This is a genomic window from Bacillus sp. FSL M8-0063 (assembly GCF_038005545.1).
Taxonomy (GTDB): domain Bacteria; phylum Bacillota; class Bacilli; order Bacillales; family Bacillaceae_G; genus Bacillus_A; species Bacillus_A wiedmannii.
The window spans coordinates 566,989-591,175 of the sequence record NZ_JBBOTJ010000001.1; the positions used below are offsets into that span (position 1 = coordinate 566,989).

The following is a 24,187-nucleotide window of genomic DNA, read 5'->3' on the forward strand; positions in this document are numbered from 1 at the left end:
TTATAGGAAAACAGTTTGTTCATTTCTATATTTGAGTATTATTAATATAATAATGATACGATTAAAAGACTGAAATATCAGAATATGTCGAATCTTCTTTTGAGAAAGTTCTTGATAACGAATGTTTTTGTATAGTATGATGAACTTGTTTCAGAAAATGGTATTTAAACCTTATATTTACATCTAGCGGTTTGTATCATTTTGTTATGTGAACTACTTTTCATTATAGTATTTTTGTTTGTGTTTTTATTGTTTTATGGTTTTTCTAACTAGCTAGTTTCAAATTTAATATGATATGAAACTAGTAGCATATTCCTGAAGGAGGAAATTTATAAAATGGCAAAGACTAACTCTTACAAAAAAGTAATCGCAGGTACAATGACAGCAGCAATGGTAGCAGGTGTTGTATCTCCAGTAGCAGCAGCAGGTAAATCATTCCCAGACGTTCCAGCTGGTCATTGGGGATTAGATTCTATCAATTACTTAGTAGATAAAGGTGCAATCGAAGGTAAGCCAGATGGTACATACGCTCCAGCTGAAGAAATTGACCGTGCTTCTGCTGCGAAAATTATGGCAATTACATTAGGTTTAAAAGTTGAAGAGGGTGCACAACCATCTTTCAAAGATGCTAAAAATCATTGGGCTTCTAAATACATTGCAGCTGTTGAAAAAGCGGGTGTTGTTAGAGGTGATGGTAAAGAAAACTTCTCTCCAGATAAAAAGATTGACCGTGCTTCTTTCGCTTCTATGATAGTAGGTGCTTATAACTTAAAAGATAAAGTTAACGGCGAGTTAGTTACAAAATTTGAAGATTTATTAGATCATTGGGGTGAAGAAAAAGCAAACATCCTAATCAATCTTGGACTTTCTGAAGGAACAGGCGGAAACAAATGGGAGCCAAATAAATCTGTATCTCGTGCAGAAGCAGCTAAATTTATCGCAGTAGCAGATAAAAAATATGGCAAAAAAGATAATGCACAAGCATATGTAACTGATGTGAAAATTTCTGAACCAGCGAAATTAACATTAACAGGAACTGGTTTAGATAAGCTTGCTGCTGATGATGTAACTCTTGAAGGAGACAAAGCTGTTGCAATCGAAGCAAGTGCTGACGGTACTTCTGCAGTTGTAACACTTGGTGGTAAAGTAGCTCCAAATAAAGATCTTACTGTAAAAGTGAAAAATCAATCATTCGTAACGAAATTCGTATACGAAGTGAAAAAATTAGCAGTTGAAAAACTTACATTTGATGATGATCGTGCTGGTCAAGCAGTTGCCTTCAAATTAAACGAAGAAAAAGGTAACGCTGATGTTGAGTACTTAAACTTAGCAAACCATGACGTCAAATTTGTAGCAAATAACTTAGACGGTTCACCAGCAAACATCTTTGAGGGTGGAAACTCTACTTCTTCTACAGGTAAACTTGGTGTTGGTCTTTCACACGGTGACTATAAAGTAGAAGTACAAGTTACAAAACGTGGTGGTTTAACAGTTTCTAACACTGGTATTATTACAGTGAAAAACCTTGATACACCAGCTTCTGCAATTAAAAACACTGTATTTGCGGTAGATGCAGATAAAAACGGTGTAGTATACGGTAATAAACTTACTGGAAAAGACTTTAAGCTAAATAGCCAAAACTTAGTTGTTGGTGAAAAAGCACAAATTCATAACGTAGTTGCTACAATTGCTGGAGAAGATAAAGTTGTTGATCCAAACTCAATCAGCATTAAATCTTCAAACCACGGTATTATTTCTGTAGTAAACAACTATATTACGGCTGAAGCTGCTGGTGAAGCTACACTTACTATTAAAGTAGGCGACGTTACAAAAGATGTTAAATTTAAAGTAACGACTGATTCTCGTACATTAAAATCAGTAAAAGCTAACCCAGATAAATTACAAGTTGTTCAAAATAAAACATTACCTGTTACATTCGTAACAACTGACCAATATGGCGATCCATTTGGTGCTAACGTAGCTGCAATTAAAGAAGTTCTTCCAAAAACTGGTGTAGTTGCAGAAGGTGGATTAGAAGTAGTAACGACTGACTCTGGTTCAATTGGTACAAAAACTATTGGTGTTACAGGTAACGAAGTAGGAGAAGGTACAGTTCACTTCCAAAATGCTAACGGTGAAACTCTAGGTTCATTATATGTGAACGTAACAGAAGGTAACGTTGCATTCAAAAACTTCGAACTTGTATCTAAAGTAGGTCAATACGGCCAATCACCTGATACAAAACTTGACCTAAATGTTTCTAACACAGTTGCATATCAATTATCTAAGTACACTTCAGATCGCGTATACTCTGATCCTGAAAACTTAGAAGGTTATGTAGTTGAATCTAAAAATCCAGCTGTAGCTGAAGCTAAAATTGTTGGAAATAAAGTTGTTGTTAAAGGTTTAAAACCAGGTAAAGTTGATATCCACTTAACGAAAAATGGTGCAACTGCTGGTAAAGCAACAGTTGAAATCGTTCAAGAGAAGATCGCTATTAAATCTGTAAACTTCAAACCAGTTCAAACAGAAAACTTCGTTGAGAAGAAAATTAATATCGGTACTGTATTAGAACTTGAGAAGAGTAACCAAGATGATATCGTAAAAGGTATTAACTTAACGAAAGATACACAACATAAAGTACGCGTTGTGAAATCTGGTGACGACCAAGGTAAACTTTACCTTGATACAAATGGCAATGCTCACTTCGATTTATTCGATCAAGAGCTTGGTCATGTAACAGTATCTCAAACAAGTGATTCTGCACTTCCAAACTTCAGTGCAGACATTTACAATACTTTAACTACTAAGTACACTGACAAAGGTACATTAGTATTCAAAGTATTAGGTGAGAAAGATGTTCTAACAAGCGAAATCGGTTCACAAGCTGTACACGTGAACGTGCTTAACAACCCAAATCTATAAGTTGATTATAGATAAAATGAAAAATCAGTGGGGATTCATCCCCGCTGATTTTTTTTCATAAATATCGAAAAGAAGCCTCTTGTAAAAATTACAAGAGGCTTCTTTTATTGCTTAAACTTAAACATATCCCCACTCAAATTTGAATCACTATACACGAACAATACCATGTTAATATTGTTGTCTTTCATGTATTGATATACATCTTTTTCGTGATAGTGACGCAGGTCGAGGATAGATGTGTGTTTGAAGCTTTGTGCTAAGTGTGGCACGATTGCGTTTGCGAATGAGTCTTTTAGGACTAAGGCGCGTACTTCATTTGGTGCATTGTTATTTTCGGTGACGATTTCTGGATAGTCGTCCGTGTAATATCCTGCGTATGATGTTGTATCTTTTTGTTTTTCTACGCCGTATATGTCATCTAAGTTTTGATGAACAGTACCTTTCACATCTTTTGCGGTAACGCTTGTGAAGTTGAAACCGCCTTTCGGTGTGTAGTAGCACAATTTTTCACCAGTTGCATCGATGAGTTGGTATAGTTGGTTGTTGAAGCTTCCGACTAAATGTTTATTTTGCGCATATGTACGAGTGTAGTCTTCTTTTTTTATTTCTTTTCCTTTATATATAGAAGATTGTTGCCCGATTGTGTTCATTATATATTGGTAGCCTAAGAAGGCACCGTCCATATTCCAATGATGATCTGTTTTGAAATACATGTCCTGTATTTCTTCGTTCGTATAGTTCTGTTTATAGTGTTCCATCAGTTTTATTGGCTTTACGTCAGCTGGAAGTTTTTTTAGAAAGTAATTTAAATTGTCCTGTGCATAAGTGTGAATATGAGAAGGTAATTTAAATGATAATGCATTCGTTTTTGACGGTGGTAAAGCAAAGTAAAACTCGACGTTTTGTTCTTTTAAAAACTGAGATAAGTCGTTTATAGCGGGCATGGATTGATCAATTTCATTATACTTTTTCGTCCACGCTGGATTTTTAAGGAGCCATTTATCATCAGTCAAAATAATGTCGTTAATGAGAGATTTGCCCATATTAATTTGGGCAATTGTATAGCTTTTAATAAATTCATCTCGTCCGATTAGTTGATCATTTGTGTATGTTTCAAAATCTTTAAAAAAGCTACCAGTTAGGAGAGCTTCTTTCGTCAGTGCTGGTTTTTGAGCGAGCGGCCGATTTTCAACTGGTGAAATGGCTCGGTCTGGTTTGAGTAACGATAGTATGCCAAATGAAAAGATAATGGTGAGAAAACCAATTAACAGGATGAGGTTCCCCAATTTTTTCATAATAACTTTTCCTTCCTACATAAGTTAAAACCTGAAATAAATAAATGGATTATATGTTGAGTTAATCAAGTACATAACCGAAATCATAAATAATGTTAGCAATAATATAGGACGTACAAATTGCATCGTGAACATATACGTTTTTGGCGCAAGTTCTAATATGTTTTTTATTCGTTTTAAAATTGGTGTCGCTGCGATAAAGGCAATGAGAAATACGATAATGTATTCATGTACGTATAACATTGTATTGTCATCGCTGAAAGATTGTCCTCCTATACCGAACATCGCTTTTAAGTATTGGAACGAGTAAGCGAAGTTGTCAGCTCGGAAGAAGACCCAGCCAATCATAACGATTATTAATACGTATGCATGTTGCAGCGGTTTCCATAGTTTGTTTAATATTTTTTCGAATCCAGCTTTTTCAATTGAAATAATAAAGCCGTAATATAAGCCCCAGGCGATAAATGTCCAGCTCGCCCCGTGCCATAAACCAGTTAATCCCCATACGATGAAGAGGTTACGATAATTCGCTAGTTTTGAAACGCGGTTTCCGCCGAGCGGGATATATATGTAATCGCGGAACCAAGAACCAAGTGTAATATGCCATCTTCTCCAAAACTCTGAAATAGATTTAGAGATGTACGGGTAGTTGAAGTTTTTTGGGAAATCAAATCCGAACATTTTTCCAATTCCGATTGCCATATCAGAGTACCCTGAGAAATCGAAATAAATTTGGAGGGTGTAGGCGATAATACCAATCCATGCCGTTCCAACACTTATTTCAGATGGTGGTAAGGCGAATATTTTATCGGCGACAAATCCTACTTGGTTGGCGATTAATATTTTTTTTGCTAATCCGAGAACGAAAATTTGAATACCTTCTGTGAATCGTTCAAAAGAATGGATGCGCGTTTTAATTTGCTCAGCGACGATATTGTAACGAACAATTGGTCCGGCAATAAGCTGAGGGAAAATAGATATATATAGCGCTAAGTTAAGTGGATTTTTTTGAACATCCCCATCTTTACGGTATATATCGATGACATAGGACATCGCTTGGAATGTATAAAATGAAATTCCGATTGGTAGTGGAATAGGTTCCACATGAATAGATAAATGTAAAGCGGTGTTTAACATGTCTGTGAAAAATGAAATGTATTTAAAATAAGACAGTAATAAAATATTTCCGACCACAGCCATAATTAAAAATGTGACTTTCATATTTTTTCGTTTATCATAATGATGCACGAGTAGGCCAAAGCAGTAGTTTAATACGATGGAAAAGAGCATTAAAAGAACGAAACGCGGTTCGCCCCATGCATAGAAAATTAAACTAAATGCAAGTAATACGAAATTACGTAGCTCGGCACGCACTATAAAATAGAGAAATAATACGAGAGGTAAAAAGATAAATAAGAAAATCGAACTACTAAATACCAAAGGACTCTCCTCACTTTTTTCGAAATACATTTCGTGCAAAAAAAACCGACATATCTATTATATATTCTTTTATATAATAGTGCCTTTAATATTTTATCATGTTAATAATTCGATTAAAATAATTATTCTATATAAGTAGTTTCTCATTTCATACATAAGAAAGGTGTGCCATTAAGTGTTTTTTTAAATGGAAAAGAAGGTATTTGAGCGATTTATGGGAATTATTAATTTTGAGATAAGAGAAGTGGCATAATTAGGGGGGAGAAGAATGAGTAAATTCGGATTGTATGGTAAGTTTATTGTGGAAGAACGTAATCGGGAAGAATTAACGAATATTTTGCTAGAGGCTGCGGAATCGATGAACGCACTTCATAGTTGTGAGGTATATATTGTAAGTACTTCTGATGACGAGCCGAATGCTATATATGTTTTTGAAGTATGGAGTAATGAAGAAGCACATAAAGCATCTTTAACGTTAGCGTCTACACAAAATTTAATAAAGCGAGCAAAACCAATAATTACTGGAGCAGAAAGAATTAGCACTTTGAATGCTAGAGGCGGTAAAGGGTTGGAGTAGAAAAGAAGCAGCATCCAGATGGATGCTGCTTCTTTTCTATTCTATTTCTAAATCAACAATTAAGTAAGCGAGTATCACAACAAAGAAAATGCTAACGGCTGGTGCTGTTAATACGTGTCCAGACATAAAGCCGATACCGAGCGATAAGACGAGTGTGCTAGCTAGTAGTATATGTTTTACGCTAAATAGTTTCTTGAAGTTTGTGATCAAGCGAATGAATATTTTTATACCGAAATAAAGAAGCGGCAGTAAGTACATAAGGAAGCCAACAATTCCGAATGCGAAGAATAGGTCATGGAAATCCATTTCGACTAACTTCATTTTCGTTGTATAGTTACCTGCGTAACCCATTCCAAATAGTTTTTGAGATAGTGGTGCTTCTTTATAGTATTGTTTATATACTTTTAAAAACTTGTCGCGATCACTGTAAATTAAACTTTTCATTTCAGAGTCTGTTAGTTCGCCTTGCTTATGTTCTTCTTCTGTAACTACTTTTCCTTCTTTCCGGTCTTTTTCTTCTTGTACTGATTTTTTGTATTCATATATTTGTAAATGGATGGTCATGTTTTTTGCGATAGGAGTTTGCGGTGTAAGTACGAGTAACCCTCCTAATACGACAGCAGCAACAACTGTATTTACAAGATATGTGAATCCTTTTCCTTCTTTTTTACGATGTATCATATATTCAATGAATAAGAAGAAAAGGGCGATACCAAGTGTAATAACGATGGCACCATAGCCTACTTTCGTTCCGATCATAATGCTTGCATACATTGCAACTACAGTTGGAATCCAGTAATACGCTTTTGAGAAAGAAGTTGTTTTATGGACTGAGTATAAGACAACGATTGGGAACATAATTGCAAAAATGGAACTTAAATCATTTCCAGCAAAGAACCATCCTCTTGAACCGATCTTTGAGTTCGGATAGCTTGGGAAATCTGTACCAGTTGCCATAGCCGCGATAATTGAAATACTTAAAATTAACGTTGCATATAAGAAATACGTAATGATTTTATGAAATACATATTCGTTATTTTTTAATTCTTTTAGTGCGATAATATATCCAAACAGTAGTACAATTGGATATACACTTTTCAAAATAAATTTCACTTCTTCTCCAAATGAAACTGGAGATTTGACCATTAAATTATTCACAAGGCCAATTGCGAGTACAATGCCAAATAGACATAAATAAAGAATATACTTTTTCGCGCCTTGTTGTTTATGATGAAGAAGTAGATAACCTAATGCAAGAAGCATAAAGGCGAAACGGACTACGATTCCGACTGTTGCGCTCATGTGTAATACATAGATTGAAAAAGATGTTAATAAATCTAAAATTGGTTGAAACACAATGAATAGCAGTAGGAAATGCGGGAAGTAGTTATCCGTCTGTTTGAACTTAGTAACCATATGTTCCTCCATTTCTTCATTCCTTTATTTCAGAACCTCTATATAAATAGGAAGGAGAATGAATTTCTATATTTAATTTTTATATCAGACTTAAGAATACACCATTTCATTGTAATGGTAAATAGATGAAGAGAGGTGATAAACCGACTTTAATTTCTATATTTTTCAACGGAATTGTATGTTTTATACAAGGTCATATACAAATTACGAGATTATTAGACAGAAAATTGAGAAAAAAGAAGGGTTTTTCACCACCTTTCTATAATTATATAAGTATAATCTTTATGTAGAAAAGAGGGGTATATATAATGGAAGTAACAAGTAAAACAGAATCTGTCGTTGTGAAATATGAAGGGCACGTTGCAACGGTTATGGTCAATCGCCCAGAGGTGTTAAATGCATTAGATGAGCCAACATTAAAAGAGTTATTACAAAAATTGAAAGAAGTAGCGGAGAGTTCTGCACACATTGTTGTGTTATGCGGAAGTGGTCGTGGTTTTTCTGCGGGTGGAGATATTAAATCGATGCTTTCAAGTAATGATGAAAGCAAGTTTGATGGCATTATGAATACCATTTCTGAAGTTGTTGTGACTTTATATACGATGCCGAAGCTTGTTATTAGTGCTATTCATGGACCAACTGCTGGTCTTGGGTTAAGTATTGCGTTAACAGCTGACTATGTGATGGCAGATATATCATCCGTTATTGCGATGAACTTTATTGGAATCGCTTTAATTCCAGATGGTGGCGGCCATTTCTTCCTTCAAAAGCGTGTCGGTGAAAATATGACGAAGCAAATTATTTGGGAAGGAAAGAAATTATCAGCAACAGAAGCGCTTGATATCGGTTTAATTGATGAAGTAATTGGCGAGGATTTCCAAACGGCTGTGAAGCAAAAAATTAGTGAATGGTCACAAAAGCCGATTAAAGCGATGATTCAAACGAAGCAAATTTTATGTGAAGTAAATCGCTCCAATTTAGAACAAACGCTGCAACTTGAAAAGCGCGGCCAATATGCGATGAGACAAACAGCGGATCATAAAGAAGGCATTGCTGCATTTTTAGAAAAACGTTTGCCTGCATTTAAAGGGGAATAAAGTGAAATTTGAATTAATGGTAGTTTTACTGCCGGTTAATTTAAGGTAAAGGGGAGAAAGTGCTAACACATTTTAGTATAATTGTGTTAGCACTTTTTTTTAGGAGTAATATATGAAGAAAATTATTGGTGTTATCGGCATGATTGTCATAGCATATTATGCTTTGCATAGTACACCATCTATGGCTGTGCGAACTGCATTGTTTTTTGAAGGACATCCAAGCGTTGCGTTTTCTGGCGAAGTGACGAAAGAAATAGATGTGAAAAAAGAAGCAATTCCAGCTGAGTACGAAACTCTATATGGTAAGGAAGAAGAATTAGAGCACTATTTCTTTCCTCACGTAAGGGCACATGGGTCAGGAATTGATATGCTTAGTGCGTGCGTGAAGAAAAAATGGTTTTTCTATAAAGCAGAGCTCGGATGTTATTAAACATAGGAGGATGAATGATGTCAGCATATAACAAGTTAGTAAGAGATCGTGTTCCAGAGAAGATTTTGATGTCTGGAAAAACATATACAGCACAAAAATTAACAGGACAAGCATACATACAAGCTTTAGCGAAAATTGGAACGGAAGAAATTCGTGAATTTGCTTCTATGAAAGAGCGTGAACATGCGCTAGATTCTCTTGCGGATGCACTGGAAGTAATCATTTCATTAGCGCGTGCAGAAGGTGCAACAATTGAAGATATAGAACGTCTTCGTAAGAAAAAAGAAATAGAGCGCGGTGGATTTGAAAGAGGCATTTATTTGTTGGATGTTTCAGAAGAATAGTTTTGTAAGGGAAGCATAGCGTTAGTGAGTGACGCTATGCTTTTTTGTTGCAATTAAACTAATAATGAAGAAGATAGCTGTTAATACCCAGCCAATGGTAATAGAAGTAGTAGTGTGAACTGCATAAGAAACTTGTAAACAAAATAATGATGCTAAAAACCAAATGAGTGCAATGTGTATATATTTTTTTGATATATTCATATTTTATAACTCCTTTTGTATACTAAAAAGAATTTTACCGCAATTTAGAAAATTAAGCTATATGAGTAGAGGATTTATAGTAAATTCGGTATACTAAATAATAGAGAAAATGAGGAGGGAACGACAATGGCACATCATGCGAAAGAAACGATGGAACTTATTAAGGAGCTTGTCTCTATTCCAAGTCCATCTGGAAATACAGAGAAAATCATTCGTTTTATTGAAAACTATGTAAGTGAGTGGAATGTAGAAACGAAGCGTAACAATAAAGGCGCTCTTATTTTAACGGTAAAAGGAAAAAATGATGCACAGCACCGTTTATTAACGGCACACGTTGATACGTTAGGGGCGATGGTGAAAGAAATTAAGCCTGACGGTCGTCTAAGTCTTTCTATGATTGGTGGATTTCGCTGGAACTCTGTAGAAGGGGAATATTGCGAAATTGAAACATCAAGCGGTAAGACGTATACAGGAACGATTTTAATGCATCAAACATCTGTGCATGTATATAAAGATGCAGGTGAAGCGAAACGCGACGAGAAAAATATTGAAGTTCGTATTGATGAGCGTGTCTTTTCAGCTGATGAAGTACGTGAATTAGGAATTGAAGTAGGAGACTTCGTTTCATTCGATCCGCGCGTTCAAATTACAGAGAGTGGATACATAAAATCACGTCATTTAGATGACAAAGTAAGTGTTGCGATTCTATTAAAATTAATTAAAAGATTACAAGATGAAAACATAACATTACCATATACAACTCATTTCTTAATTTCTAATAATGAAGAGATTGGATACGGTGGTAACTCTAACATTCCAGAAGAAACGGTTGAATATTTAGCAGTTGATATGGGAGCGCTAGGTGATGGACAAGCATCTGACGAGTATACTGTATCTATTTGTGCAAAAGACTCTAGTGGTCCGTATCATTATGCACTGCGTAAACATTTAGTAGAGCTTGCGAAAACGAATCATATTGAATATAAAGTAGATATTTATCCGTACTATGGATCGGATGCATCAGCTGCGATTCGCGCTGGATTTGATGTGAAACATGCATTAATTGGGGCGGGTATTGATTCTTCTCATGCATTTGAGCGTACACATGAAAGTTCGATTGCTCATACAGAAGCACTTGTTTATGCATATGTATTATCAGATATGATTGCAGAGTAAGAAAAGAAATAGGCTACCTCTAGTAGCCTATTTTTTGTTTGTAGAGAAATCGACTTTATTTAACAAAAAGTAAATTAATTGTATTTTATTTTACAATATTAAGAAAGTAGGTTTACTACATAATTCGAGTATTATAGAATGATAGAGGCGCATTAATTTTTTTTGTTCGGATTTATCGAAATTTATATATTAAGATTACGCGTTATTAAAAGGTGATTGTTGAGAGGAGTATTATTTTTTATGAAGTATCGTGCAGTCGCGGCAGGTATTTTAGCCGCAAGTTTATTATCGTCTCCAGTAAGTAGTTTCGCAGCAGCGAAGAATTTTTCGGATGTTCCTACATGGGCGCAAGAATCAGTTGATTATTTAGTAGGAAAAAAAGCGCTTGATGGAAAGCCAGATGGAACGTTTTCTCCATCTGAAGCAGTAGATAGAGGATCAGCTGCAAAAATCATAGCAGTCGTTCTTGGTTTACCGATTGATCCAAAAGCAAAACCATCTTTTAAAGACGCACAGAGCCATTGGGCAGCACCGTACATTGCTGCAGTGGAAAAAGCAGGTGTAATTAATGGAGATGGTACTGGTAAATTTAATCCATTCAATAAAATGAACCGTGCATCTATGGCATCTATGTTAGTACAAGCGTACTCATTAGATAAGAAAATTATTGGAGAACTTCCAACACAGTTTAAAGATTTGGAACCTCATTGGGGTAAGAAACAAGCTAATATTTTAGTAGCCTTAGAGATTTCTAATGGTACGGGAAATGGCTGGAATCCTGAAGGAACTGTAACTCGTGCAGAAGCAGCTCAGTTCATTGCGAAGGCTGATGGAAATAAAACAAATACATCAAAAAGAATGTATATGAATAGAAACTTTATTACATATCATCAACCATCATTATCATCTGGTATTACTGACGTTCAGCATAAGCCACAAATGGTTGAAGTGAAAGAGCAAAGAGCAGACGGCTGGTTGAAAATTGTAACAAGTAAAGGTGAGAAGTGGACACCTCTACAAGAAAAAACAGAGACAATTAACCAAGACTTTACTGCATATGAAACAGCTTCACATAGTTCTAAAGTGCTAGGTACATATAATGCACAAACAGTAACGATTATGGAGGAGAGTGGCAGCTGGATTCGTATCCGCGTAGGCGCTGGTTTCCAGTGGGTTGATAAAAATCAATTAAACCCAGTAAAACAAGAGAACTTCTTAGAAGGTAAAGCAATTATTATTGATCCAGGTCACGGTGGAATTGACTCGGGTAATCCTGGTTATTATGAGAAAGAAAGTGAAACTGTATTAGACGTATCATTACGATTAAAGAAAATATTTGAGCAAAAGGCACCATTTACTGTTATGTTCACTCGTACAGATAATACACGTCCAGGAACAAGTGGTCCTGATTCATTAAAGAAACGTGTAGAATTTGCACAGGAACATAATGGAGATATTTTTGTAAGTATCCATGCCAATGGTTCTGAAAAGAAAAATGGACAAGGTACAGAAACGTTATATTATCAGTCAGCAAGAGCAAAAGTAACGAATCCGCATGTAGAAGACAGTAAGTTATTAGCACAAAAAATTCAAGACCGTCTTGTAGCAGCACTTGGAACAAAAGATCGTGGTATAAGACATCAGGACTTATACGTAACTAGAGAAAATACAATGCCGGCTGTATTAACAGAACTAGCATTTGTAGATAATAAAAGCGATGCAGATAAAATTGCTACACCAAAACAGAGACAAGATGCAGCAGAAGCGATTTATCAAGGGATTTTAGATTATTACGAAGCAAAGGGTAATAAAGTATCTTCTTTCCGTTAAGGAATCAAAAGAGATTGCCAATAGGCAGTCTCTTTTATTTATTAACGTTTCTCTTTATTTCCGGCATGTGATATCATTTAATTTTATATGAAAAAGTATTGTAGTAATTGCAATTATAACGATATAGAGGATGATAATAGATTGAATAATCATAGTAAAACACCTGCATGTATATATACGTATGCATTTCGTGAGGAGGAGCGTGCTTTATGTTACTTGGAGATGCGCTCGTTCTTTGGAATGGAGTCTCACGTTAATATTTTGAAAAGTGATGTCAAAATTGCCCCGAGTAGAAGTGCATTTATTAAAGAGCGCGTTGAGGTTATGTATGAAGGAGACGACTTAGAAAGTATTTTAAAACAAGTAGAACAAATTGATTTGGCGGGGGCGTCATTTAAAGTTATCTTCGTTAAAATCAATGATCTCGGCAAAGAAAATAAAATTGAATATGGGGAAAGACGTCTCATTGAACGCGACCTCGGTATGCATATTGAAGGAGAAGCGGATGTTCGTAATCCAGAGCGTGTATTCGGGATTGTTCCTCTTGGAGGACGCTGGTACTTCGGACACTATGTAGAAAGTGAGCCAGTTTGGTATCATCACATAAAAAAACCGCACAGTTATTCGACATCTCTTAGCACACGTGTTGCGAGATCAGTTGCAAATATCGCTGTACCAAATCCAGATGGAGTACGAGCAATTGACCCGTGCTGCGGTATTGGAACAGTAGTAGTAGAAGCACTTTCTATGGGAATTAACATCGTTGGTAGAGATATAAATCCACTTGTAGTTCTTGGAACGAGAAAAAACATCGCACATTTCGGATTTGAAGGGACAGTAACAATAGGGCCAATTGAGGAAATTACTGAGAACTACGACGTTGCCATTATCGATATGCCGTACGACTTATTTACGCATGCAACACCAGAAGATCAGTTCTCCATTCTTTCAAGTGCGCGCCGCATCGCTAAAAAGGTAGTCGTTGTCACGATGGAAACAATGGACGACATGATTCATGAAGCAGGATTTGAAATTACAGATCGCTGTATTACAAGAAAAGGATCATTTACTAGACAAATTCTTGTTTGTGAATAAGAAAGGAAGGTCACCCGTTTGGGTGACCTTTTTTGTTTGGTATTGATGTGTGATTGGTTGGTAGTGTAGATAGATGAATTAGGGGGATTTGTCGGTAAGTCGATATCCTATGTCGAATCGCCGATATATTCCGAGAATCGAAGATATCGTTACATTATTATATTACTGTTCTTTTAATTTCTCTTGTTGTGCAAGTAATAAATTGCGTAAGACGTGTCCGCGGTAACTTTCTAATTTTCGTCCTTCATGATAGCGTACGCCTAATTTTTTTAGTTCGGCTACGTACCAACCTTTTGTTCCGTAGTACATTGGATCACTTCCTTTTTGCTTTTGAACAGTATATGTGGCGGGGTGAGAGAATTTTCTTTTTTATTCTGTATTAGGGCTACAAAATTGAAAAAACATGTAAGGGAAATATGATATTACTTCTATTTCTAGTTTATTAAAATAGGCTTTATAGTAAGAATTTCTAAAAATATTAAGGGGGAATATGCTTTGTTTCCAGGTACTTTATATGAAACACATGTTAAAACAAGAAATTTAGAAGTAGCAAAAGAATTTTATACGAAACTTGGATTATTTCATGCTCGCACAATTGAAGAACGCCGTGTAGCATTCTTTTGGTTTGATAAAGATAATAAGAAGGAACAAATGTTGGGTATTTGGGAGGTATCAGAAGAGGAATTCCATAAAAGTCACTTTGCATTCAAGGTTAACTATGAAGAAATCATTCATGCAAGAGAATGGCTTCTTAATAAAGGAATAAACCCAAGGGCGGCTTTCGGTCTTGAACCCTCTGAGCCTATGGTTCAGACGTGGACACCTACTGCGAATCTTTATTTTTATGATCCTGACGGTAATTCTTTAGAATTTCTATGTTTACTTCCTGAAAAGAAAAACGTAAAACAAGATGTCATGCATTTAAGTGAGTGGGAAAAATTGCCGAGTGAAATATAAATTTGATTTTGGCCCAAATCCCGCGAAATAATTAAGAAAGGAACCATAATGTTGCTCAAGTAGTGACGTTATGGCTTTTTTGTTTTGCGCAGGCTAATAATCGCGCACTGTCTACTGTATAAAAAAATAGACAGTAGTGTATGCTTTTTTACACAACGTATACAAATTTATACCCTATGCGTTGGCATGATATTTGCAATGAAAATAGTATCAACATATAGGGGAGAGGTAGAAATGAAGGTTAGTAAAGTGTACACGACAATTGATGCTCACGTAGCTGGGGAACCACTTCGAATTATTACAGGCGGCGTGCCAGAAATAAAAGGAGAAACGCAGCTAGAAAGACGCGCATATTGTATGGAACATTTGGATCATCTTCGCGAAGTTCTTATGTATGAACCGAGAGGACATCACGGTATGTACGGTTGTATCATTACTCCGCCTGCGAGTGCTCATGCTGATTTTGGCGTATTATTTATGCACAATGAAGGCTGGAGTACGATGTGTGGGCACGGTATTATTGCTGTTATTACAGTCGGAATTGAAACAGGTATGTTTGAAGTGACAGGTGAGAAACAAAAGTTCATTATTGATAGCCCTGCCGGGGAAGTGATTGCGTATGCAACATATAACGGGAGCGAAGTAGAGTCTGTATCATTTGAAAACGTTCCTTCATTTGTATATAAGAAAGATGTTCCTATTAAAATAGATAACTATGAATTTCAAGTAGATATCGCGTTTGGCGGAGCTTTTTATGCGGTAGTAGATAGTAAAGAATTTGGTTTGAAAGTCGATTTCAAAGACTTAGCTGCTATTCAAACGTGGGGCGGTAAAATTAAGCACTACATCGAGAGCAAAATGGAAGTAAAGCATCCACTTGAAGAAGGCTTAAAAGGAATATACGGCGTTATTTTCTCAGATGAACCGAAAGGAGAAGACGCTACGTTACGAAGTGTAACGATCTTTGCTGACGGGCAAGTTGATCGTTCTCCTTGTGGCACAGGAACTTCCGCAAGAATCGCAATGCTTTTTGAAAGAGATGCCTTACAAAAGGGAGAAATTTTCGTCCACGAATGCATTACTGACGGGAAATTCGAGGGGAAAGTATTGTCGGTAACAGCGGTAGATACATATGTAGCTGTCGTTCCGAAAGTAACGGGGCATGCATTTATTACAGGATTTCATCAGTTCGTTGTAGACCCGAGAGATGATTTGAGGCGGGGATTTTTGTTAGGATAAGAGGAGGAGGTGGAAAGATATGCTAGTCATAAGCGCGAACGAACAAAGAAACTTAGTAAATATGAATGAAGTCATTGAATACGCGGCGCTTGCTTTACAAGAATTTTCCGCAGAAAGAACGATCACACCAATTCGCGGCTCATTACCATTTGCGAACGAGCAAAATACGGCATTAATTATGCCTTCAGTAGCGGAAGGGCTTGAGGCAATTGGCTTAAAAGTCGTAACAGTAGTCCCCGAGAACAAAAAGATAGGAAAGAAAACGATAAACGGGATTGTGATGCTATCAGACTTTCAAACGGGAGAACCGCTCGCACTTTTAGAGGGATCCTACTTAACGATGATTCGAACAGGGGCTCTATCAGGAGTAGCGACAAAACATTTAGCTCGTCATAATGCAAAAACTTTATGCATAATCGGGACCGGTGAACAGGCGAAAGGGATTGCCGAAGCTGTATTCGCAGTTAGAGATATCGAGAAAGTCATTTTATACAATCGAACAGAAGAAAAAGCACACGCATTTGCTCAATATATACAAGAGAAATTCAATAAACCTGCATATGTTCACACAAATGCAAATGAAGCAATAAGCGAAGCAGACATCATCGTTACAACTACGAACGCATCCACACCAGTCTTCTCAGAAAAACTACAAAAAGGTGTCCACATAAACGCCGTCGGCTCATTCAAACCGAACATGCAAGAACTACCATCTCGCGCCATCGCGGGCGCAAATAAAGTAGTAGTCGAATCAAAAGAAGCAGCACTAGAAGAAACAGGTGACCTCCAAGTTCCGATACAAGAAGGTTTATTTGAAGCAAGCGACATCCACGCCGAACTCGGACAAATCATAAGCGGAGAAAAAGCCGGCCGCGAAAACGATGAAGAGATTACTATTTTTAAATCAGTTGGTTTGGCGGTGGTAGACATTATTGTTGCGAAGTATTTGTATGAGAAAGCGGTGGAGCGTGGGGTGGGGAATAGGATTGATTTTTGAGAGGCTGCCTTTTGGTGGTCTTTTTTTGCGTAAAATCTTGTAAAGCAAGAAAGAGTAGAGTATTTCATGATTAGAATTGATAATATTCAATAGAAAGATGAAATGTTTAAAAATTCACAATAAAGTATTATAATATATTTAGTAAAATTAACCAATGTATATTTTACTCATTATGTATTAAAGGGGAAATGAAAAAAGCTTGGTCAACGGTAGCGGGGTGATTTAATTAACATGAAAAGGAATACAGATTTTAATAAAAAAGCTTTTGAATATTATATGGCTTTTTATGCTGTAAATGATATAAGATCGACTATAATTACTCTTGTTATTGGGATAGCAGATATATTTGTGCTTTTGCCTGCTTTTGCGAATCCTTTTCAACCACTATATATGTATATTATGGTTCCACCAGTTGTTTTTTTAAATGTATGGACAATATGGATTGTTATAAATCCTCGGAAACGGCAATTACAATACACTCTATTTCGTGGAGTATTTGGCATCGTATGTTCAGTAGGATTATTAGTTATAACCCAAAAGTTTGCATATGGAATGTTAGGATTACAAACTCCAATCTATTTTGTTTTTTCAGTTGGTTTGTATATTTTTGCTTTGAATCATTATTATAAAAATCATATTAAAAAACTTCAGGAACCAATCAAAAAATCAAAGTCATCGAAAAAAAACTCTGGTTTCGGAGTAGTGGCTTTTGTAGGATTGGGTCAACTCATTGCTAATATCAGTCTTGGTTTTGCAACACAAAAGTTGGTAGCAATTGTATTAATGTGTGTATATTCAATGCTTTCGTTTATGTTGTTTCATTTCATTATGGAACTCCATAGGTATTATTATTTAAGGAAGCATATAGAAGGTGGAGGTAGAACACATGAAACCTTTTAAAGAGGTTTATTGAATTCTAAGTATTGTGATTTATGGAAGGAAACAAAAACTTATGGTTAAAGAACCTGTGATGTATGACTATATTGGCTGTTTTTATCCAGAAGGAGGAAAGCTGATATGCAAGCATTTAAAGTTGGGAAATTAGTCACATTCGTTGCAATTATAATACTTCTTGTAGTTGCTATTTTATCTCCTTACAACTTATTTAAAAAGATTTATTTTATTATGGGTGTTCTTATTATTGGCGCAATTTCACTTGGTGCAAATAAATTATTTGAACTGGTGCACAGTAAATTTAATAAGAAATGATATTACTTATGTGATAGGGGAATTCAAAATATGAATAAATCAATAAGGATTTAAAGGGGAATTTCCACAATATAATTTTACAGGATTACATAGAAGAAATTAATCAACCTCTTATGATTTATGGAAGAAAGCAACAACAAGCTGATAATAAATTATGGGATTATGTTTCTTGTCCATATCCTCATGGTAATTTATCAAAAGAATATAATGTGTTTTTTAATCATAATCAAATAATTCATTTATTATTTAAGGGTTTCGAAACAGAGGATGAATTAGAATTAAGAAGTAAATTATCTGAGTTTTAGTGGAAATGGAGAAAATATAATATGGTTTTTGGAATTTCATATTCTGATATTTTTCGTATCATAATTATTGTTTTGGTTTTTTTCATTTTTTGGAGATTGAATACTTGGTATAATAAAAAATATAATGTTCCTAAGGTTTTTCAATGGTTTCCTAGAAGATGGGGAAAAAGAAAAGTTTCAGAGCATTTGTCTCAACTAGATAAAAAGTTAGAAGCTGAAGGTAAAGGTATCTGGGTTACAATCTATGCTATAGATTTGTACATTGTAACTATTCCTTGTACAGTAAAAAAATATAAATCTTAATACATATATGTTTATAAAAAAGACCTTTTATTTTAAAATAAAAGGTCTTTTTTATGATGATTGAAATAGTAATTTTAAGTAAATTAAATTTGAAATGTATCAAGAATATTATCTTTATCTTCTTTATTAATTTTAATATATTTCAGGGTGATGTGTGGTGTGCTATGGTTAAGAATTTCTTGTAACATAGCAACATCTTTTGTTTGTTTATAGAACCAATAGCCGAAGGTTTTTCGCATGGTGTGAGTACCAATGGATTCTACACTGGCAAAACCTCCGGCTTTTTGCAATTGTCGATAAGCCTGGATTTTACTAATGGGTTGATCTCCCTTTCGGGATGGGAATAACCATGTATTTTTTAGGGGGGGGCATACGAATAGACTTCATCAAAAATAGAAGTAAGATTAATCATGCGTTCTTTCTTTGTTTTTCCTTCTTTGATTTTGAATTCTTTTCTTTTTTTTCGTTTTACTTTTATTATATAAATTAAGGATATCAGGGTTTTTGGTTCGAAGTTAATGATTTAGGGGAAATGAATGTAAACTAATAATAAAAAGTTTGCTTTCAAATTAGAAAAGGTTAGTCCTCACTCCACTCCAGCTAAAAACCTTACACCTAAAAACAAAGGGGAACTCAATTGTTCAAACTCATATAAAGTTTCAATTTTGTCTAAGCATCCATTAGGATATACAATTGATCATCTATTTTTCTTTACATAATCTCCAGATACAGTCCATATCAACTATAGATTCTTGTCTTATGCTAAATGTAATCAAAAAGCAAGTAGATAAAGATAATGACTAAAACATTAACTCTAGATACTTTTTTGATGAATATTACAAATAAACAGGAGGTAATGAAAAATGATTAAAACATTATTAGCAGGAGCACTTTTAAGTACAGGATTGGTAGCGGGAGGTGCAGTAGGTGCAGATGATGCGAAAATGGACAATTTAAAGTCAAATGAAAATAGTCCAAATCAAGTAATTACACAAAGTGCAGATGGAACAACGTCTTTCTCACAAAACTTTGATTTACCTAAAGATGCAGTGCCAGCAACTCCTAAAGGAGACGCAAAAACTGTTGAAAGAACAGAAGGTACAGGTTCTCAAGAAGGAAAAATGGTACCAGCAAAAGAAGGTACAGATTCTCAATCTGGATTTGAAATGGGAGCCCCTGAAAAACCAGAACATGCAAAAACTGTTGAAAGAACAGAGGGTACAGACTCTCAAGAAGGAAAAATGGTACCAGCAAAAGAAGGTACAGATTCTCAATCTGGATTTGAGATGGGAGCCCCTGAAAAACCAGAACATACAAAAACTGTTGAAAGAACAGAGGGTACAGACTCTCAAGAAGGAAAAATGGTACCAACAAAAGAGGGAAATTAAATAATATATAGTTATAACGAAGAGCATCCAAAAGGGGTGCTCTTTTTATATTGTAGGGATTAACTCGTTTTACTCAATATAGAACTGTAGGAGGAATTGAGGCTAGAATATAGGTTACTGTCTCTTCAAATCATGGTGTTGGAAGCACTAGTTTTGGTGGTAACGTTACAACATAAACATTTTATTAGAGATTTTCTAAATTTACATACACTCTAGATGGACTACATATCAACTTCAGATACTTGTTTTATGATACAAGTAATCAAACAAAAGGAGGGCAATACAAAATGATTACAACAGTATTAACAAGGCACTCTTTTAAATACAGGAGATTATTAACAGGTGGAGAAAATGTTGAAGATGTACAGACAGATAAGTATATTCCATATGAACAAAATGAATGGCAGCAAACTCTAGAAAAGTATGATTCGAAGAAATTTGAGTTATAAAAAGAAAATAGATAAATATAGTGAAAATAGATAAATTGACAAGAAAAAAGCACTTTGTGTATATCACAGGTGCTTTTTATTTTCATTTTGATATAGGGCTTGAATTAAATTTTTAGACTAAAATATATACGGCAAAAAGGGGGGAGTTCATTGCACAAAGTTATTTATGGAATATTAATTTTAATTTATACTTTGTATTCATTTTTTGTAAGTGATGGAAGTGAAGTAAGGTTTATTATGGTGTTAACTATAGTACTTATCTTTTCTGTAGTTTTAGAAAAAGGAAATGCAAACAAAACGATTGATTAAAGGTCTTTTTGTTTGCATTTTTTAGTTGGCTATTAAAGTCCAGATGTTTTAGGGATAGCACCAAATTGCCATCAAGCTTAAAGAATCATTTATCCCCAAACAATAAAAATGAGCTTTTTATTACAAGTTAGCACCAAATTTCGTTTTTGGGACACTATTAAATTTTTAGTTGATGAAAACACCCGCCTAAAATAGAAAACTTTTAATCTATTATCATTTATTCCGTAGCTTTTAAGGTATTTAACACGACCTTGGTTGCGTCTGCAATAAGTTTATCATCGTATTTAGCATCTTCTTTATCATGATTAGAAAGTATAGCAAGAACAATCGGCTTTTTATTTGGTGGCCAAATAATTGCGATATCATTTCTTGTTCCGTAAGATCCCGCGCCTGTTTTATCAGCTACTTCCCATCCTTTTGGTACGCCCGCACGAATCAATTTATCTCCAGTTGTATTTCTCTTCATCCAATCTACTAATAGTTCACGTTTTTCTATTGGAAGTGCAGTTCCTAATGTAAATGATTGAAGTGTCTTAGCTATCGCTTCTGGTGTGCTGGTATCATGTGTTTCTCCTGGATGCACTTCATTTAATTCAGGTTCAAATCGTTCTGAAGTAGTAACAATATCTCCCATTTCTCTCAAGATTTTTTCAAATTCAGAGGGCCCCCCTAACTGTTTAAGAATCAAATTATGTGCTGTGCTGTCACTATATCGAACAGAAGCATCTGCAAGTTCTTTTAACGTCAGTCCTGTATCAACATGCTTTTCAGTAATTGGATTATAATTAGAAAGATCTTCATGAGTATACGTAATCCTTTGATCAAGAGCTTCTAATGAGTTCTTGCGTAAAAGAGCGCCCACAGCTAATGATTTAGATGTAGATGCAAATGCAAAACGATCATCTGAATGATAAGCAACAGTTTGATTTGTACCTGTGTCCAGTGCATAAATACCAAGCTTAGCATCATATTCTTTTTCAAGTTTAGCGAAAGATTGGTTACCTGTATTTTCTTGTTTAATTTGATTAGCTTGATTCGTTTGTTTAGGTGGTTCAGATTGAGTGTTACTATTGGAACATCCTATAAGTGATACACATGAAAGTAATACTACAGGCACAATCTTTTTGTAATGTAAAATGTTAAAGAACTTGTTTAAAACGAACATAAATTTTCAACCTCTTTCAAGAATATATGGATTTTGTCTAGGTATTCTAAATACCAATGCAATTAAAGATGGCATAGGGAATACTACTGCAGCTAAATTTTCACAGGTTAAAGGACATCCAAAACGTTTATATGATTGATAAGTCACAGTTTGCGTTATTTCTTTTTTGTTTCCACTTGTAATGGTTCACCTGTGAAAGTATTACAATACATGTTTTTTACTTTTGGGAATAATAAGTCCTTTCATTTTTTTATAATACATAAAAATAGATGTCAAACGGGATATGTTGTATCCAATCTGGACAACTCATATTAGAAATACACTTATTAGACACTCTCAGTAATAAATTTGTTCCACTTCAAGATGAGGAAGAATTTGGGATTTGTAAAATAACAATGGAACTACGTGTTTTTTCGTCATACAAAAACCTCTACATATAAGTAGAGGTTTTTAAATTGCATATTAATGAATTATGCTTTTTCAGATAAACGAAGATTATAGAATACATCATTTTAGCTAGATTTATTATTAACTAATGTATCCCCACCACCAAGCTCCGCCTCAATCTGCGAAGTCTTCGATGACTCATCCATACGCCAATATGTGATAAAGCTTATCGCGATACATCCAGCTACGTAGAAGTAGAATAGTGATTCCATTCCGATGCTCTTTAGCCATAAAGCGATGAACTCGGCTGTTCCACCGAATATCGCAACGGTTAGTGCATATGGTAAACCTACGCCTAGTGCGCGAATTTCAGTTGGGAAGAGTTCTGCTTTTACAATTGCGTTAATGGAAGTGTAGCCAGTAACGATAATGAGCCCGACCATCATGAGTAAAAATGCTACGATTGGTTCTGTTGTTTTTTCCATAAAGAAGAAGATTGGTGCTGTTAGTAATGTTCCGAGAATACCGAATGCCATTAATAGTGGGCGACGTCCAATTTTATCGGATAGTAGCCCCGCAATTGGTTGAAGTACGACGAAAATAAGTAGTGCGACAAAGTTAATCCAGCTTACAATTTCTTTCGGAAGACCGACTGTGTTTACCATGAACTTTTGTAAATATGTTGTGTACGTATAGAATGCGACAGTGCCTCCTAATGTTAGGCCGACTACTGTTAATACTGCTTTCGGGTGTTTCATAAGAGCGCGAACAGTTCCTGCGCTTTCGCGTTTTTGTGATTTTATGTTTGCGAACTGTTCCGATTCATCCATCGTGCGACGAAGCCATAATACAGCTACTGCGCCCATCGCTCCAATAATGAATGGAATACGCCATCCCCAAGATTTCATATCTGGTTCGCTTAGTAATTGCTGAAGAACAATTTGAACGCCTAAAGCAACCATTTGTCCAGCAACGAGCGTTACATATTGGAAGCTTGAATAAAAACCACGGCGTCCACTACTGGCCATTTCAGATAAATATGTTGCGGAAGTTCCATACTCTCCGCCGAGTGATAATCCTTGAAGTAAACGGGCAAGAACTAAAATAATTGGTGCCATAATACCGATGCTTTCGTAACTAGGTGTACAGGCGATAATTAAAGAACCACCGGCCATAACCGTAATAGAAAGCGTTAATGCTGCCCGGCGTCCGTGCCGATCTGCATAACGTCCCATTAGCAAACTTCCGATAGGGCGCATTAAAAATCCAACTGCGAAAATAGCGGCTGTGTTCAGTAATTGGCTTGTTGGATCTCCTTTAGGAAAGAACTCTGCTGAGAAGTAAACAGCGAAAGCAGAGTAAACGTACCAGTCGTACCATTCAATTAAATTGCCGACTGAACCTTTGAAAATATTTCCGGCGACTCGATTTGATTTTGCTTGAGCCATAATCATTCCTCCTCTTGCTTAGAAATAAAAGTAAAATATGAAAGCGTTTTTATTGTAGTTGAATTGTACTGTCTATAGAATGAAATCTCAATATTATGACAATTTTATTCTTTTTGTACTTTATGTACATGGAGAGTTTTAATAGTTGCTTCATTATTAGTTTTGTCATAATAATAGAAAAAGGAGATTGATAGTTTAGAATATT

General features: G+C 35.4%; 24 protein-coding genes and 3 pseudogenes. 19 read left to right on the forward strand and 8 right to left on the reverse strand.

Annotation, left to right across the window (positions count from 1 at the left end; all coding sequences use genetic code 11):
- Positions 1-336 precede the first annotated feature (336 nt).
- On the forward strand, positions 337-2,925 hold the full coding sequence (locus tag MKX31_RS02805) for an S-layer homology domain-containing protein (protein ID WP_064473726.1): 2,589 nt from the start codon (positions 337-339) through the stop codon (positions 2,923-2,925).
- A 104-nt stretch (positions 2,926-3,029) separates the two neighbouring features.
- On the opposite strand, the gene patB1 is transcribed toward MKX31_RS02805, so the two are convergent.
- Together patB1 and MKX31_RS02815 are read right to left on the reverse strand one after the other, a co-directional pair.
- Positions 3,030-4,220 (reverse strand): secondary cell wall polysaccharide O-acetyltransferase PatB1, encoded by a 1,191-nt coding sequence (gene patB1 / locus MKX31_RS02810; RefSeq protein WP_340979891.1) that lies wholly within the window; start codon positions 4,218-4,220, stop codon positions 3,030-3,032.
- A gap of 24 nt (positions 4,221-4,244) precedes the next feature.
- Entirely contained in the window at positions 4,245-5,660 is a 1,416-nt protein-coding gene (locus MKX31_RS02815; protein WP_088047937.1) for an MBOAT family O-acyltransferase, read from the reverse strand.
- A 268-nt stretch (positions 5,661-5,928) separates the two neighbouring features.
- Here MKX31_RS02815 and MKX31_RS02820 point away from each other — a divergent pair, with 268 nt between their 5' ends.
- Positions 5,929-6,237 (forward strand): putative quinol monooxygenase, encoded by a 309-nt coding sequence (locus MKX31_RS02820; RefSeq protein ID WP_088047936.1) that lies wholly within the window; start codon positions 5,929-5,931, stop codon positions 6,235-6,237.
- A gap of 36 nt (positions 6,238-6,273) precedes the next feature.
- On the opposite strand, the gene MKX31_RS02825 is transcribed toward MKX31_RS02820, so the two are convergent.
- Positions 6,274-7,653, reverse strand: coding sequence for an O-antigen ligase family protein (locus tag MKX31_RS02825; RefSeq protein ID WP_064473729.1), 1,380 nt, complete (start codon positions 7,651-7,653; stop codon positions 6,274-6,276).
- A 308-nt stretch (positions 7,654-7,961) separates the two neighbouring features.
- Between MKX31_RS02825 and MKX31_RS02830 the strand changes: the two genes are divergently transcribed.
- The 3 genes from MKX31_RS02830 to MKX31_RS02840 all read left to right on the forward strand — a co-directional run bounded on the left by MKX31_RS02830 (position 7,962) and on the right by MKX31_RS02840 (position 9,524).
- Entirely contained in the window at positions 7,962-8,750 is a 789-nt protein-coding gene (locus MKX31_RS02830) for an enoyl-CoA hydratase (protein WP_088047934.1), read from the forward strand.
- Between the two features lie 112 nt (positions 8,751-8,862).
- Positions 8,863-9,180 (forward strand): hypothetical protein, encoded by a 318-nt coding sequence (locus MKX31_RS02835; RefSeq protein WP_088047933.1) that lies wholly within the window; start codon positions 8,863-8,865, stop codon positions 9,178-9,180.
- A gap of 17 nt (positions 9,181-9,197) precedes the next feature.
- Complete coding sequence (locus tag MKX31_RS02840; protein WP_064473732.1) at positions 9,198-9,524, forward strand: nucleoside triphosphate pyrophosphohydrolase; 327 nt, start codon at positions 9,198-9,200, stop codon at positions 9,522-9,524.
- 21 nt (positions 9,525-9,545) lie between these two features.
- Here the strand turns inward: MKX31_RS02840 and MKX31_RS02845 are convergent, their stop codons facing one another.
- Positions 9,546-9,725: a hypothetical protein gene (locus tag MKX31_RS02845; RefSeq protein WP_063263308.1), complete on the reverse strand. Its 180-nt coding sequence runs from the start codon at positions 9,723-9,725 to the stop codon at positions 9,546-9,548.
- Positions 9,726-9,851: 126 nt separating this feature from the next.
- Between MKX31_RS02845 and MKX31_RS02850 the strand changes: the two genes are divergently transcribed.
- From MKX31_RS02850 to MKX31_RS02860, 3 genes are all read left to right on the forward strand, one after another.
- Complete coding sequence (locus tag MKX31_RS02850) at positions 9,852-10,901, forward strand: M42 family metallopeptidase (RefSeq protein ID WP_088047932.1); 1,050 nt, start codon at positions 9,852-9,854, stop codon at positions 10,899-10,901.
- A 240-nt stretch (positions 10,902-11,141) separates the two neighbouring features.
- Complete coding sequence (locus MKX31_RS02855; protein WP_088047931.1) at positions 11,142-12,731, forward strand: N-acetylmuramoyl-L-alanine amidase; 1,590 nt, start codon at positions 11,142-11,144, stop codon at positions 12,729-12,731.
- Positions 12,732-12,872: 141 nt separating this feature from the next.
- Entirely contained in the window at positions 12,873-13,826 is a 954-nt protein-coding gene (locus MKX31_RS02860) for a TRM11 family SAM-dependent methyltransferase (protein WP_088047930.1), read from the forward strand.
- 162 nt (positions 13,827-13,988) lie between these two features.
- Here the strand turns inward: MKX31_RS02860 and MKX31_RS02865 are convergent.
- Positions 13,989-14,174: pseudogene (locus MKX31_RS02865) on the reverse strand (YflJ family protein); the annotation flags it as partial.
- A gap of 147 nt (positions 14,175-14,321) precedes the next feature.
- Between MKX31_RS02865 and MKX31_RS02870 the strand changes: the two are divergent.
- The 8 genes and pseudogenes from MKX31_RS02870 (at position 14,322) to MKX31_RS02905 (ending at position 18,836) form a co-directional block, all read left to right on the forward strand.
- Positions 14,322-14,783 (forward strand): VOC family protein, encoded by a 462-nt coding sequence (locus tag MKX31_RS02870; protein WP_088047929.1) that lies wholly within the window; start codon positions 14,322-14,324, stop codon positions 14,781-14,783.
- A 186-nt stretch (positions 14,784-14,969) separates the two neighbouring features.
- Positions 14,970-16,022 (forward strand): proline racemase family protein, encoded by a 1,053-nt coding sequence (locus MKX31_RS02875; RefSeq protein ID WP_340979898.1) that lies wholly within the window; start codon positions 14,970-14,972, stop codon positions 16,020-16,022.
- Positions 16,023-16,041: 19 nt separating this feature from the next.
- The gene (locus MKX31_RS02880; RefSeq protein WP_098111177.1) at positions 16,042-17,019 is read left to right on the forward strand and encodes an ornithine cyclodeaminase family protein; all 978 of its coding nucleotides are present in this window, start codon (positions 16,042-16,044) and stop codon (positions 17,017-17,019) included.
- Positions 17,020-17,250: 231 nt separating this feature from the next.
- Positions 17,251-17,919, forward strand: a complete 669-nt coding sequence (locus MKX31_RS02885; RefSeq protein WP_340979901.1) for a hypothetical protein — start codon at positions 17,251-17,253, stop codon at positions 17,917-17,919.
- A 13-nt stretch (positions 17,920-17,932) separates the two neighbouring features.
- Positions 17,933-18,025, forward strand: a pseudogene (locus tag MKX31_RS02890) (DUF4176 domain-containing protein); the annotation flags it as partial.
- A gap of 11 nt (positions 18,026-18,036) precedes the next feature.
- The gene (locus tag MKX31_RS02895) at positions 18,037-18,228 is read left to right on the forward strand and encodes a hypothetical protein (RefSeq protein ID WP_071759192.1); all 192 of its coding nucleotides are present in this window, start codon (positions 18,037-18,039) and stop codon (positions 18,226-18,228) included.
- A gap of 113 nt (positions 18,229-18,341) precedes the next feature.
- Positions 18,342-18,533, forward strand: coding sequence for a DUF4176 domain-containing protein (locus tag MKX31_RS02900; protein ID WP_000639128.1), 192 nt, complete (start codon positions 18,342-18,344; stop codon positions 18,531-18,533).
- Between the two features lie 21 nt (positions 18,534-18,554).
- Complete coding sequence (locus MKX31_RS02905) at positions 18,555-18,836, forward strand: hypothetical protein (RefSeq protein WP_088047924.1); 282 nt, start codon at positions 18,555-18,557, stop codon at positions 18,834-18,836.
- Between the two features lie 83 nt (positions 18,837-18,919).
- Here MKX31_RS02905 and MKX31_RS02910 read toward each other — a convergent pair.
- Positions 18,920-19,317, reverse strand: a pseudogene (locus MKX31_RS02910) (tyrosine-type recombinase/integrase); the annotation flags it as partial.
- A 382-nt stretch (positions 19,318-19,699) separates the two neighbouring features.
- On the opposite strand from MKX31_RS02910, the gene MKX31_RS02915 reads away from it, so the two are divergent.
- The 3 genes from MKX31_RS02915 (at position 19,700) to MKX31_RS02925 (ending at position 20,982) form a co-directional block, all read left to right on the forward strand.
- On the forward strand, positions 19,700-20,224 hold the full coding sequence (locus tag MKX31_RS02915) for a hypothetical protein (RefSeq protein ID WP_340979905.1): 525 nt from the start codon (positions 19,700-19,702) through the stop codon (positions 20,222-20,224).
- A gap of 287 nt (positions 20,225-20,511) precedes the next feature.
- A complete protein-coding gene (locus MKX31_RS02920; RefSeq protein ID WP_179194465.1) occupies positions 20,512-20,673 on the forward strand; it encodes a hypothetical protein in 162 nt (53 codons plus the stop codon).
- Between the two features lie 150 nt (positions 20,674-20,823).
- Positions 20,824-20,982, forward strand: a complete 159-nt coding sequence (locus MKX31_RS02925) for a hypothetical protein (RefSeq protein ID WP_340979906.1) — start codon at positions 20,824-20,826, stop codon at positions 20,980-20,982.
- 217 nt (positions 20,983-21,199) lie between these two features.
- Here the strand turns inward: MKX31_RS02925 and blaIII are convergent, their stop codons facing one another.
- Positions 21,200-22,147 (reverse strand): class A beta-lactamase BlaIII, encoded by a 948-nt coding sequence (gene blaIII, locus MKX31_RS02930; protein ID WP_340979908.1) that lies wholly within the window; start codon positions 22,145-22,147, stop codon positions 21,200-21,202.
- Between the two features lie 512 nt (positions 22,148-22,659).
- Complete coding sequence (locus tag MKX31_RS02935; protein WP_064473741.1) at positions 22,660-23,982, reverse strand: MFS transporter; 1,323 nt, start codon at positions 23,980-23,982, stop codon at positions 22,660-22,662.
- Between the last annotated feature and the right edge of the window lie 205 nt (positions 23,983-24,187).